The following is a 12,582-nucleotide window of genomic DNA, read 5'->3' on the forward strand; positions in this document are numbered from 1 at the left end:
TATTATGCTTTTATATCTTTTAATTTCAACTGCAGACTTATGTTACCATTCCAATGGTTTTCATCGATAGTATATGCTGCGTTGAACGTTTTTCTGTCTTTAATCAAATCTAATTTATGCCCTAGCCCAAAACCAATACATACTATCTTCTCATTGGCACTTTGTGTTGCTGTGAATCGTAAATGCTTATTATCTTCACCAACACACTTTCCCCAACCGGTATCTCTAATGCCTTGAGTCATAAATACAGGCGTCATATTTCCTGGACCAAAAGGTGCAAATTGTTTTAGAATTCGCCATAGTTTTCCATCAATTTGATTCAAGTTAATTTCTAAATCTACCTTGAGTTCTGGCGTTAGCAATTTTGGGTCAATACTTTTCTTTACAACGGCTTCAAACTTTTCTTTAAACGCTTTATAATTTTCAGGCAATACTGTTAATCCTGCTGCATATTTATGGCCGCCAAATTGCTCAATATAATCTGAGCAAGCTTCTAGTGCATTATACACATCAAAGCCTTTTACTGAGCGCGCAGAGGCCGCTAGCTTATCACCACTTTTAGTAAAGACCAATGTCGGTCTATAATACGTTTCGGTTAAACGTGACGCTACAATACCAATCACACCTTTGTGCCAATTCTCGTCATAAACAGCTGTTGTAAAACGGTCTATTTCGTTATTTTTTTCAATCTGAATTAAAGCCTCTTCAGTAATTCGCTTATCGGTTTCTCTACGGTCTGTATTGTATTGGTCAATATCTACAGCATACTCAGCTGCTAGATTAAAATCGGTTTCTGTGAGTAGGCTTACAGCGTGATTTCCGTGTTTCATTCGGCCAGCAGCATTAATACGTGGTGCTATGATAAAAACGACATCTGTTATGGTTAATTCGTCTTTTTTAACCTCAGCAATAATTGCCTTCATGCCTGGTCTTGGATTAGTATTAATCACCTGCAGTCCGAAATAAGCTAATACTCTATTTTCGTCTACAATAGGCACAATATCAGCTCCAATCGCAGTGGCAACCAAGTCCAAATATTCAACTAGATCTTCAGCTTTTTTTCCGTCTTTAGAAGCTAAGGCCGATATTAATTTAAATCCAACGCCACATCCACAAAGTTCTTTAAATGGATAGTCACAATCCTTACGTTTTGGGTCTAAAACCGCAACAGCATCTGGAATTTTATCTCCAGGTCTATGATGGTCACAGATAATAAAATCAATCCCTTTTTCTTTAGCATAAGCCACTTTATCAATAGCTTTAATACCACAATCGAGTGCAATAATTAAAGAGAAGTCATTGTCTTCAGCTAAATCAATGCCTTTGTAAGACACGCCATAGCCTTCATCATAGCGATCTGGAATGTATGTCGCAATATGTTCAGTTTTTGTTTTTAAGTAAGAAGACATTAAAGCTACCGATGTGGTTCCGTCGACATCATAATCGCCATACACCAAAATATTTTCAGCATTTGCTATAGCTTTTTCAATACGTTCAACAGCCTTATCCATATCCTTCATCAAGAATGGATTGTACAAATCATCAAAACTTGGTCTAAAAAAAGTCTTTGCAGTGTCATAACTCTCAACACCGCGTTGCAATAATAATGTCGCTACGATTTCATCAACTTTAAGCGACACCATTAATGCCTTAATTTTCTCAGAATCTGGTTTTGGCTTTATGGTCCAACGCATCCTGTAAATTTAAACTCTAAAAAAGATTTATCCTACTTTGTTAAAATAAAACTAGAATACTATACTATAAAATCGAAAATATAGGACTTATTATTAAGATATTCTCCATAAAAGTTATTAGCCTTCATCTTGGCAATTAAGGGTTCTAGGTCTTGGGATTGTTTTAATTCTATACCTACAACTGCAGACCCTTTTTGGCGATTCGTTTTTTTTGTGTATTCAAAGTGTGTAATGTCATCTGAAGGCCCTAATATTTCCGCAACAAATTCTCTTAAAGCACCTGCGCGTTGTGGGAACTTAACGATAAAATAGTGCTTTAAATTACTATACATTAAGGCACGTTCTTTAATCTCAGCGGTTCTAGATATATCATTATTACTTCCGCTGATAATACAAACTACATTTTTTCCTTCAATGCTTTCCGTGTAATGACTTAAGCCAGTAAGACTCATTGCTCCAGCAGGCTCAACAACTAAGGCTTCTTTATTATATAAATCCAAAATCGTTTGGCAAATATGGCCTTCGTCTACTAATACAATATCATCAAGATTTTTCTTGCATATTTGGAAATTGAGACCCCCAACGTTCTTTACCGCAGCCCCATCGACAAAATTATTAATGGTTTCTAATGGAATACTTTCGCCTTTTTTGATAGAATTGTGCATAGCAGGTGCTCCTTTGGGTTCTACGCCAATAATCTTTGTTTGAGGAGACAATGATTTGAATACTGAAGACAATCCTGCGGAAAGTCCACCGCCTCCAACAGGTACAAAAACATAGTCTATGAATATTGATGTTTGTTTAAGAATTTCTAGACCGACAGTAGCTTGTCCTTCAATAATTTTTTTATCATCAAATGGGTTTACAAATACTTGATTATTTTCTTTGCAAAATAGCAAGGCAGCATCTCGAGCTTCATCGTAATTATCACCTTCTAAAACAACATCTATATACTCTTCTCCAAAAAATTGCACTTGCTCAATTTTTTGTTTTGGTGTAGTTCTAGGCATAAAAATAATGGCTTTGATACTTAAGAGTTTACAAGAAAGCGCAACACCTTGCGCATGATTACCTGCACTTGCACAAGTAATGCCAGATTCTTTTTCAGAAGGAGATAAAGATGATATTTTATGATATGCTCCTCGAATTTTATATGACCTTACTTGCTGTAGGTCCTCACGCTTAAAAAAAACATTACAATTATACAACTTAGAGTAATACATACTTTTTGGAAGTGGTGATTCTAAAACTACACCACTAAGGTTTTCCGCAGCGATTTTGACATCCTCTAATTTTGGATAGTATATTTGTATTACTTCTTTCATGTTAAAAGTTATTTTAAACTAAAATTGCCCCCCTTTTTTTGCTTTTTTTATGGTTTTCATGGCTGTCATTGCAGCTCTTAATCGTTTACCGACTGCTTCGATAGGATGATTTCTAATAGCATTGTTTACATTAATAAGTTCTAAATTATCTACACTATTAGAATCGGAATATGGTTTTCCTATAATTGATATATCTACCGTTTCCATAAAATCTTTGAGTAAAGGTTTACATGCGTGGTCAAATAAATAACAGCCGTATTCAGCTGTGTCAGAAATTATACGGTTCATTTCAAAGAGTTTTCTTCTTGCAATAGTATTAGCAATCAATGGTAATTCGTGCAAAGATTCGTAATATGCAGAATCTTCTATAATCCCTACACTTACCATAGTTTCGAAAGCTAACTCAACGCCAGATTTTACAAATGCTACAAGCAATACACCGTTATCAAAATACTCTTGTTCTGATATATGGCTTGATGTTAATGCTGTTTTTTCAAAAGCCGTTTCACCTGTTTCTGCTCTCCACCCCAGAAGATTTTTGTCTTCATTTGCCCAATCTTCCATCATGGTTTTGGAAAAATGCCCTGAGATGATATCCTCCATGTGCTTTTCAAATAAAGGTCTCATTATTCCCTTAAGTTCTTCGGAAAGCTGAAAAGCTTTAATTTTTGAAGGATTGGAAAGTCTATCCATCATATTAGTTATACCACCATGTTTTAATGCTTCTGTAATAGTTTCCCAACCAAACTGAATTAATTTAGCGGCATACTTGGGTTCTACACCTTGTTCTACCATCTTATCAAAAGATAAAATAGCACCTGTTTGAAGCAACCCGCAAAGAATAGTTTGCTCTCCCATCAAATCAGACTTTACTTCCGCAACAAAAGAAGATTCTAAAACTCCTGCACGATGTCCTCCTGTTGCAACAGCGTATGCTTTTGCTTGTACCCAACCTTTGTTTTCTGGGTCATTTTCGGGATGTACTGCAATTAGTGTTGGTACACCAAAACCTCTTTTATACTCTTCTCTCACCTCAGTTCCTGGGCACTTAGGAGCAACCATAATTACTGTAAGGTCTTTGCGAATCTGAGTGCCTTCTTCAACAATATTGAAACCATGAGAATAACTCAAAGTCGCTCCTTTTTTCATTAAAGGCATTATTGTTTTTACAACATTGGTGTGTTGCTTATCAGGTGTTAGATTGAGCACCAAATCGGCAGAAGGAATTAAATCTTCAAAAGTCCCAACAACAAAATCGTTTGAAGTGGCACTTTTGTAAGACGCTCTTTTCTCCTCAATAGCTTTTTGGCGTAGCGCATAGCTAATATCCAACCCAGAATCTCTCATATTTAAACCCTGATTTAGGCCTTGTGATCCACAACCAACGATTACAATTTTTTTGCCTTTTAAAGCATTTACACCATTTTCAAACTCTGAGCTATTCATAAATCGGCATTTCCCTAACTCTTTGAGTTTTATTCTTAATGGTAATGTGTTGAAATAATTTGACATGTTTTTAGGTTTAATGTTCTTGGAATTCGTTCAATAAAGTTGAAATATCCATCTCTTCTTTAGAGACTGCGATTCTACCGGAGCGCGTAAACTGCATAATACCAAAAAGGCTTAACTCTCGATGGAGTAAATCAATCTCATTTCGTCTACCCGATTTTTCAATAACGAAAAATTTCTTGTTTACAGTAACTATAACAGCATTACTGTCTTTGATTATATTTTGAATTTGACGCTCATCAAAAAGCAAATCTGATTTCATTTTGAATATGCACGACTCTTGATATATGATTTCGTCTTCTGTATGATAATAGGCTTTAATAACCTCTACTTGCTTTTCTATTTGTCCAATAATTTTCTTCATCAAATCTTCTTTTAAAACCACTAAAATGGTCCATTTAGATACGTTTTCAATCTCAGAAACGGAAGAATTAATAGACTCTATATTAATATGTCGTCTTTGAAAAATTGCAGAGATTCTGTTTAATAGTCCTACGTTATTTTCGGTATAAATACTTACTGTAAAAAGCTTTGTTTCTTTTTCCATAATTATTCTAATCTTATTTCAGATACGCTAGCTCCCGTTGGTATCATGGGGAAAACATTATCTTCTTTCTCAACACATACTTCTAAAAAATAAGGACCTTCAAAATCTATCATTTGTTTTACAGCTTCTTTTAAATATTCTCGTTTTGTTACTTTTTGAGCTTCTATATGATAACCTTGGGCAATGGTTACAAAGTCTGGGTTAGTCATTTCTGTAGAAGCATATCGTTTATCAAAAAAGAGCTGCTGCCACTGACGTACCATTCCTAAAAACTTGTTATTAAGCACTACAATTTTTACTGATACTCGCTGTTGAAAAATAGTGCCCAGTTCTTGAATGGTCATTTGATAGCCTCCATCTCCAATAATGGCAACAACTTCACGATGAGGCTCAGCCATTTTAGCACCTATTGCTGCTGGCAATGCGAAACCCATGGTTCCTAATCCTCCAGATGTAATGTTACTTTTTGTTCTATTAAATTCTGCATAACGGCATGCTATCATTTGATGTTGACCAACATCGCTAACGATTGCAGCATCCCCTTTGGTTTGCTGATTAATCTCTTTTATAACTTCACCCATGGTCAATCCTTCTTTAGTAGGATTTACATCGTTCTGAATGACTTTATTAAATTCTATTTGATACAAGTCTTTGAATTTTTGAAGCCAGTCCTTGTGAGAGTTTTTATTCAATAATGGGAGTAAAGCTTTAAGGCTTTTCTTGGCATTCCCTAGAACAGCAATATCAGCTTTTACATTTTTGTTGATTTCTGCTAAGTCAATTTCAAAATGAATAACTCTTGCTTGCTTTGCGTATCTAGATAAATCGCCAGTAACTCGGTCATCAAAACGCATACCTATGGCAATTAATACGTCACACTCATTTGTTAAAAAATTTGGAGCATAATTACCATGCATGCCTACCATTCCTACATTTAATGGGTGTGATGTCGGAATGGCTGAAGCTCCCAAAATTGTCCATGCTGAAGGTAAATTAGCTTTTTCTATTACAGCCTTAAATTCAGCTTCAGCTTCTCCTAAAATTACCCCTTGCCCCCAAACAACTAGAGGCTTTTTTGCCTTATTAATTAAATTTGCTGCTGCTTCAATGGATGAAAAGTTGAGCTTAGGAACAGGTTTATAACTACGAACACCTTTACATTTTTTATACTTAAAATCAAACACTTCAAACTGAGCATCTTTAGTAATATCTATTAAAACTGGCCCAGGTCGACCGCTTTTAGCAATATAAAATGCTTTTGCAAATACCTCAGGAATCTCTGAGGCCTTAGTAATTTGATGATTCCATTTGGTGACAGGAGTAGATATTCCTACAATATCCGTTTCTTGAAACGCATCGCTACCTAGTAAATGTGAACCAACTTGACCCGTAATACAAACCATTGGTGTAGAGTCTATTTGTGCATCAGCAATACCTGTAATTAAATTTGTTGCTCCAGGACCAGATGTTGCTATGGCCACACCGACTTTTCCTGAGATGCGCGCATAACCTTGAGCTGCATGTGTTGCACCTTGTTCGTGACGTGTTAAAACATGATGGATTTGACCTTGATACTTATATAACTCATCGTAAACGGGCATAATTGCACCTCCTGGGTAACCATAGAGAATATCTACACCTTCGGCTAAAAGACACCTTATAATAGCCTCACTTCCGCTTATGTGAAGTGTTTTCTGTGTTTCATGTTTCTGTAGCGTTTGTAGTTCTTTCATAAGATACTTTTTTAAAACTCATCTGTTACACAACCTTTAGATGCAGACGAAACAGTTTTTGCATATTTATACAAAACACCTCGTTCAAATTTGAGATGTGGTGCTTTCCAATGTTTTCTTCTATATTGAAGCTCTTCTTCAGAAATTTCAATATTTATAGAATTGGTTTCTGCATCAATAACTATGATATCTCCATCTTTTACTAATGCTATATTTCCTCCTTCTTGTGCCTCAGGAGTTATATGGCCAACCACGAAACCATGGGTGCCTCCAGAAAAACGACCATCTGTAATTAGTGCTACATCTTTGCCTAGACCAGCTCCCATAATTGCTGCAGTTGGTTTAAGCATCTCAGGCATTCCTGGACCACCTTTTGGTCCTTCATATCTAATAACCAATACATCTCCTTTTTCTACTTTTCCGTCTCTGATACCATTATTTGCAGCATATTCGCCTTCAAAAACTTTAGCTCTTCCTTTAAAACTTAAGCCTTCCTTTCCTGTGATTTTAGCAACACTTCCTTCTCGTGCTAAATTGCCATAAAGCATTCTTAGATGTCCTGATTTTTTGATGGGCTTTTCTATAGGCTTAATCACATCTTGACCTTCGGCTAAATCTTCAACATCCAATAAATTTTCTGCAATGGTTTTTCCGGTTACCGTTAAACAATTACCATGAATCAGTCCTTTTTTTAATAGATATTTTAAAACAGCAGGAATGCCTCCTACAGCATGCACATCTTCCATGAGGTATTTTCCACTAGGCTTTAAATCTGCTAGAAATGGTGTACTATCACTTATATTTTGAAAATCTTTTAATGTGAATTCTATTTGTGCAGCTCTGGCTATGGCCAAGAAATGTAACACTGCATTAGTTGAACCGCCCAGAATTGTTACTAATCTAATGGCATTTTCTAACGACTTTCTTGTGATAATGTCTGAAGGTTTAATATCTTTTTCTAACAATACTCTTAATGCTTCTCCAGCTGCTACAGATTCTTGTTTTTTCTCATCACTTAGAGCTGGGTTAGATGAATTAAATGGCAAAGCCATTCCTAAAGCTTCAATTGCTGAAGCCATTGTATTTGCTGTATACATCCCACCACAAGCACCGGCTCCTGGACATGCTTTTTCAACAATACTTTGGTATTCAGTTTCAGGCATTGTACCCGCAACTTTGCTCCCCCAGGCTTCGAAAGCAGAAACCACATCTAATTTTTTTCCATTATGACAACCTGAATCAATAGTCCCGCCATATACTAAAATAGATGGCCTATTTAATCGAATCATAGCCATTAAGGCTCCAGGCATGTTTTTATCGCACCCAACAACGGTTACCAAGCCATCGTAACTCATGGCTTGTACAACGGTTTCCATAGAATCAGCAATAATATCTCTTGAGGGTAAAGAATAACGCATACCAGGAGTTCCCATAGAAACTCCATCACTTACGCCAATAGTGTTAAAAATTAACCCTACAGTGTCTGTGCTTTGAACACCCTTTTTAACCAGTTTAGCTAAATCGTTAAGATGCATATTACACGGGTTTCCTTCGTAGCCTGTACTTGCTATACCCACAATAGGTTTTTCAAAATCTTCTTTTATTAAACCAATAGCATGCAACATAGCTTGAGCTGCTGGTTGAGTATCATCTTGGGTAACAACCTTACTATATTTGTTTAAGTTTTTCATTACGTTATACTTTTACCAGCTCTTTTCTTTCGCACAACACCTCTTGTTTATATAAGTGCATTAATTTTTTTCCTAGGGATTTGTTCCAATCTAACGGAAACTGATAGTCGTCTAAAGATTTTAGCCCTACAACCTCAGCTGCTGTTCCTGTAAAAAAAGCACTGTCGGCTGTTTTTAATTCTTGAAGTCTAAAGTCTCTTTCCTCGACTTTGATACCCTCTTCTTTGCATAAATCCACAACTACTTTTCTTGTAATTCCTGGCATGATATGTCCTACTTTAGGTGTTATTAAGATGTTTCCTTTTTGCATAAACACATTAGCTCCTGAGGATTCTGCCACATTCTCATTCATATCTAATAACAAGGCCTCATCGTATCCTGCTTTTTTTGCTTCGTTTGCAGATAAAATAGAATTGATATAATGACCTGTAACTTTAGCATCTACATAACAGGATTTAGGATTTGGTCTTTGAAATTTTGATGTTTTAACACGTAATAATTTATCACCCATATACTTACCCCATTTCCAACACTGAATGGTTAAAACAGATTCATCTGAAGTCTTTAGGCTCATGTCCGCGCCAGTAGTAATGAGTGGTCGTATGTAAGCATCTTCATAATTATTTTGTTTCAATAATTCATAAGTGATTTTAATAAGTTCTTCAACAGAATAATTGAAAGGAATATCCATCACTTCAGCTCCCTTTTTTAAACGTTTATAATGAGCTCTGGCTTTGAAAATTTTTGTGCCAAAAGTTGTTTTATATGCACGAATACCCTCAAATATACCATTACCATAATGCAACGTTTGGCTATAAAGCTGTGTGCTAGTCCCTAATGCTTTTACAATAGCTCCGTTGTGATATACAAGACTATCTTTGTTATAATATGGATTCATAATTTTATCTTCAATAATTTATTGCTCTTTTCAAAAAACAGAGAATAAAAAAACCTTCCTAAAATCTAGGAAGGCTTAACATCTTTATAAATATTGTAGCACATCCTATACGTCACGTAATAATAATTACGCTGACAATAGAAATAATGCTAATAATTTGAGTTCTCATTTTTTGAATTTTTACCAATTCTATAAAACAAATATTGAGATTTCCACTTTAACTCACAACTATTTGCAAATAAAACACAGTATTTTTGTTAAATTATTAAAAAGTGTGCGCGAAAATTATGTGATGCTTAAATTATTTGCTTTAAAAAAAGAAAAACATAATAGATAAAGCAGTTCTTAACGCTTCATTAGAATATGAAAATGATTGTTGGTCTCAACCTTGGCAAATTGCCTAAACATTTCCATAACGCCACAGTATTTATCAATGGATAATTTCACTGCTTTCTCGCATTTTTTCTTATCTAAATCCGAACCGTAAAAATGATAATCTACAATTACAGAGTGGTAATACCTTGGATGTTCATCGGTTAGCTCACCAGAAACTTCAATCTTAAAATCATCTATTGGCGATTTCATTTTATCCAAAATTGAAATCACATCCAATGCAGAGCATCCTGCTAAAGACGATAACATCATGGCTTTAGGTGACAATCCAAAGCGTTCATCTTGACCATCGATACCAGTATCCATAATTACTTTTTTTCCGCTTGGATTATCAGATTCAAAAGTTAATCCACCTTTCCAATGTGTTGTGATTTTATCAGCCATATTTAAAGTTTCTAAATTATAAGTGCCTAAAGTTAACAAGTTAAAATGGTTTAAAAAGATTAAAGTGTACTAAAGTTTAGTTTGCAACGCAAGTGTACTTTAAGTACTTTAGACATCTCAAACTTTAAGTACTTTTTAAAACTATGGCATTAGTAACACCGTTATCTCCAGAGCATGATTTAGAAACTAAACAACTCGCAGAATTCTTTAACGAAACCCTTGGGTTTTGTCCAAATTCTGTATTAACCATGCAGCGCAGACCAGCAATAAGTAAAGCATTTATAAACCTTAACAAAGCGGTTATGGCTAACGAAGGTCGTGTGACCTCAGCCTTAAAGCGTATGATTGCTTGGGTAAGTAGTAATAGTACAGGCTGCCGTTATTGCCAAGCTCACGCTATTAGAGCTGCTGAACGTTATGGTGCTGAACAAGAGCAATTAGACAATATTTGGGACTATAGAACACATCCTGCATTTTCTGAAGCAGAGCGTGCCGCTTTAGATTTTAGTTTAGCAGCTTCATTAGTGCCAAACACTGTAAATACAGATATTAAAAAACGTTTATATGAGCATTGGGATGAAGGCGAAATTGTAGAGATGTTAGGTGTAATTTCTCTTTTCGGGTATCTTAACCGTTGGAACGACTCTATGGGAACAGACATTGAAGAAGGCGCTGTAGAAAGTGGTAATCAATACCTTGGTAAACATGGTTTTGAGGTTGGGAAGCATGATGGGTCGAGGTACTAGATTGTCGCTTTACAACTTTTAGATAAAATTAAATCTCATCATTTCTGATGAGGTTTCTTTATTTTCAGAATGGCCTTTACTTTAGTTTGCAACTCTGGTACTATCAACTCCTCAAACCAAGGATTTTTAGCGCGCCAAAATCGATTTGTTGGTGAGGGATGTGGTATTGGAAAGTAATTTGGCAAATAGCTTTTGTATTCGCCTACTGTTTCTGTTAATGTGTGCTTTGCTTTATCTTTTAAATAGTACTTCTGTGCATAAGCACCTATTAAAATAATCAATTCTACAGTTGGCATTTTTTCTAATAGCTGCTCATGCCATTGCGGTGCACATTCTGGTCGCGGCGGTAAATCTCCTGTTTTTCCTTTACCAGGATAACAAAACCCCATAGGAATAATGGCAAAATTCTCAATATTGTAAAACTGTGCATCTGTAATTCCTAACCATTGCCTTAGTTTTTTTCCGCTTTGGTCATCCCAAGGAATTCCAGATTCATGAACTTTAGTGCCTGGCGCTTGACCAATAATTATAATTTTAGAATTGATATGTGCTGTCGCTACCGGTCTCGGCCCTAGAGGTAAATAAGCTTTGCAAATGGTACATTGGCTAATGTTATGTAATAAATCTTCCATCACTTTTTCCCTCCTACAATAATAACAATTTCGCCCTTCGGTGGTTTATTGGTATAATATTCCAAAACCTCTTTTGTTGTTCCTCTAATCGTCTCTTCATAGAGTTTAGTAAGTTCTCTCGATACAGAAACTTGTCGGTCATTGCCAAAATATTCAGCAAAATGCCCTAAGGTTTTTACGAGTTTATGTGGGCTTTCGTAAAAAATCATTGTTCTGGTTTCTTCAGCTAGTAATGCTAATCTTGTCTGGCGTCCTTTTTTAACTGGTAAGAAACCTTCAAAAACAAATTTATCGTTTGGCAAACCACTATTAACTAGTGCTGGTACAAACGCTGTAGCGCCAGGCAAACATTCAACTTCAATATTGTTTTCTACACAAGCACGTGTTAATAAGAATCCTGGGTCTGAGATAGCAGGTGTGCCAGCATCACTAATAACAGCAATTGATAATCCAGACTTTAGTTTTTCTATTAAGCCATCGACTGTTTTATGCTCATTATGCATATGATGACTTTGCATTTGCGTTGCAATATCAAAATGCTTTAGGAGTTTTCCTGAAGTACGCGTATCTTCTGCTAGAATTAAATCAACATCATTCAGTACCTCAATAGCTCTAAAGGTCATATCCTTTAAATTGCCAATCGGTGTAGGTACAAGATAGAGTTTAGACATATTAATCGCGTATATACTTCCCTAAAAAATAAGATGGAAACAACGCAACTAACGCGTATAATGAAAACCCTACTACGCCATGACCTGCATAATGATGTGCAGCAGTAGCTAATACTAGGTCAAAAAAGAAACCTGCGTAAGCCCATTCAGTGAGCCATTGGCTTTTTCGCCATAAAATCATAATTACACCCAGCACTTTTAAAACTGCTAGCGGGATTACGAAATAAGTTGGGTAATTTAATGCTTCAAAATAACCTTGTACCATTTCCGTATTTCTGAAATACATCTGAGCAGAATAAAGCATAATGCCACAGAGGACAGCAGTGGCTACCCAGTAAATAATTTTTTTGGTCAACATA

General features: G+C 35.7%; 12 protein-coding genes. 1 reads left to right on the top strand and 11 read right to left on the bottom strand.

The window, feature by feature from the left end; translation table 11 throughout:
• Positions 1 to 2: 2 nt before the first annotated feature.
• The 8 genes from recJ to IEV10_RS02540 form a co-directional block, all read right to left on the bottom strand.
• The gene (recJ, locus tag IEV10_RS02505) at positions 3 to 1,694 is read right to left on the bottom strand and encodes a single-stranded-DNA-specific exonuclease RecJ (RefSeq protein ID WP_188373115.1); all 1,692 of its coding nucleotides are present in this window, start codon (positions 1,692 to 1,694) and stop codon (positions 3 to 5) included.
• Positions 1,695 to 1,753: 59 nt separating this feature from the next.
• Complete coding sequence (gene ilvA, locus IEV10_RS02510; RefSeq protein WP_188373116.1) at positions 1,754 to 3,019, bottom strand: threonine ammonia-lyase IlvA; 1,266 nt, start codon at positions 3,017 to 3,019, stop codon at positions 1,754 to 1,756.
• 18 nt (positions 3,020 to 3,037) lie between these two features.
• Positions 3,038 to 4,531: a ketol-acid reductoisomerase gene (gene ilvC / locus IEV10_RS02515; protein ID WP_188373117.1), complete on the bottom strand. Its 1,494-nt coding sequence runs from the start codon at positions 4,529 to 4,531 to the stop codon at positions 3,038 to 3,040.
• Positions 4,532 to 4,541: 10 nt separating this feature from the next.
• Positions 4,542 to 5,075 carry an acetolactate synthase small subunit gene (gene ilvN / locus IEV10_RS02520; protein ID WP_188373118.1) on the bottom strand — a complete coding sequence of 178 codons (534 nt, stop codon included), beginning with the start codon at positions 5,073 to 5,075 and terminating at the stop codon, positions 4,542 to 4,544.
• A gap of 2 nt (positions 5,076 to 5,077) precedes the next feature.
• The gene (gene ilvB / locus IEV10_RS02525) at positions 5,078 to 6,808 is read right to left on the bottom strand and encodes a biosynthetic-type acetolactate synthase large subunit (RefSeq protein ID WP_188373119.1); all 1,731 of its coding nucleotides are present in this window, start codon (positions 6,806 to 6,808) and stop codon (positions 5,078 to 5,080) included.
• An 11-nt stretch (positions 6,809 to 6,819) separates the two neighbouring features.
• Complete coding sequence (ilvD, locus tag IEV10_RS02530) at positions 6,820 to 8,499, bottom strand: dihydroxy-acid dehydratase (RefSeq protein ID WP_188373120.1); 1,680 nt, start codon at positions 8,497 to 8,499, stop codon at positions 6,820 to 6,822.
• A gap of 4 nt (positions 8,500 to 8,503) precedes the next feature.
• Positions 8,504 to 9,397: a branched-chain-amino-acid transaminase gene (gene ilvE / locus IEV10_RS02535; protein ID WP_188373121.1), complete on the bottom strand. Its 894-nt coding sequence runs from the start codon at positions 9,395 to 9,397 to the stop codon at positions 8,504 to 8,506.
• 345 nt (positions 9,398 to 9,742) lie between these two features.
• The gene (locus IEV10_RS02540) at positions 9,743 to 10,174 is read right to left on the bottom strand and encodes an OsmC family protein (RefSeq protein WP_188373122.1); all 432 of its coding nucleotides are present in this window, start codon (positions 10,172 to 10,174) and stop codon (positions 9,743 to 9,745) included.
• A gap of 143 nt (positions 10,175 to 10,317) precedes the next feature.
• Between IEV10_RS02540 and IEV10_RS02545 the strand changes: the two genes are divergently transcribed.
• Complete coding sequence (locus tag IEV10_RS02545) at positions 10,318 to 10,920, top strand: carboxymuconolactone decarboxylase family protein (protein WP_188373123.1); 603 nt, start codon at positions 10,318 to 10,320, stop codon at positions 10,918 to 10,920.
• Positions 10,921 to 10,958: 38 nt separating this feature from the next.
• On the opposite strand, the gene IEV10_RS02550 is transcribed toward IEV10_RS02545, so the two are convergent.
• From IEV10_RS02550 to IEV10_RS02560, 3 genes are read right to left on the bottom strand one after another with little or no spacing between them, the layout of a single operon-like run.
• Positions 10,959 to 11,552 carry a uracil-DNA glycosylase family protein gene (locus IEV10_RS02550; RefSeq protein WP_188373124.1) on the bottom strand — a complete coding sequence of 198 codons (594 nt, stop codon included), beginning with the start codon at positions 11,550 to 11,552 and terminating at the stop codon, positions 10,959 to 10,961.
• Positions 11,552 to 12,223, bottom strand: a complete 672-nt coding sequence (gene rsmI, locus IEV10_RS02555) for a 16S rRNA (cytidine(1402)-2'-O)-methyltransferase (protein ID WP_188373125.1) — start codon at positions 12,221 to 12,223, stop codon at positions 11,552 to 11,554. The genes IEV10_RS02550 and rsmI overlap by 1 nt, the downstream gene beginning before the upstream one ends.
• A gap of 1 nt (position 12,224) precedes the next feature.
• Complete coding sequence (locus tag IEV10_RS02560; protein WP_188373126.1) at positions 12,225 to 12,581, bottom strand: DoxX family protein; 357 nt, start codon at positions 12,579 to 12,581, stop codon at positions 12,225 to 12,227.
• Between the last annotated feature and the right edge of the window lies 1 nt (position 12,582).

This window comes from Winogradskyella haliclonae, assembly GCF_014635865.1.
Lineage (GTDB): Bacteria > Bacteroidota > Bacteroidia > Flavobacteriales > Flavobacteriaceae > Winogradskyella > Winogradskyella haliclonae.

Coding starts and splice junctions, on each gene's coding strand:
- recJ (WP_188373115.1), bottom strand. CDS start 1,694: ATGCGTTGGACCATAAAGCCAAAACCAGATTCTGAGAAAATTAAGGCA.
- ilvA (WP_188373116.1), bottom strand. CDS start 3,019: ATGAAAGAAGTAATACAAATATACTATCCAAAATTAGAGGATGTCAAA.
- ilvC (WP_188373117.1), bottom strand. CDS start 4,531: ATGTCAAATTATTTCAACACATTACCATTAAGAATAAAACTCAAAGAG.
- ilvN (WP_188373118.1), bottom strand. CDS start 5,075: ATGGAAAAAGAAACAAAGCTTTTTACAGTAAGTATTTATACCGAAAAT.
- ilvB (WP_188373119.1), bottom strand. CDS start 6,808: ATGAAAGAACTACAAACGCTACAGAAACATGAAACACAGAAAACACTT.
- ilvD (WP_188373120.1), bottom strand. CDS start 8,499: ATGAAAAACTTAAACAAATATAGTAAGGTTGTTACCCAAGATGATACT.
- ilvE (WP_188373121.1), bottom strand. CDS start 9,397: ATGAATCCATATTATAACAAAGATAGTCTTGTATATCACAACGGAGCT.
- IEV10_RS02540 (WP_188373122.1), bottom strand. CDS start 10,174: ATGGCTGATAAAATCACAACACATTGGAAAGGTGGATTAACTTTTGAA.
- IEV10_RS02545 (WP_188373123.1), top strand. CDS start 10,318: ATGGCATTAGTAACACCGTTATCTCCAGAGCATGATTTAGAAACTAAA.
- IEV10_RS02550 (WP_188373124.1), bottom strand. CDS start 11,552: ATGGAAGATTTATTACATAACATTAGCCAATGTACCATTTGCAAAGCT.
- rsmI (WP_188373125.1), bottom strand. CDS start 12,223: ATGTCTAAACTCTATCTTGTACCTACACCGATTGGCAATTTAAAGGAT.
- IEV10_RS02560 (WP_188373126.1), bottom strand. CDS start 12,581: ATGTTGACCAAAAAAATTATTTACTGGGTAGCCACTGCTGTCCTCTGT.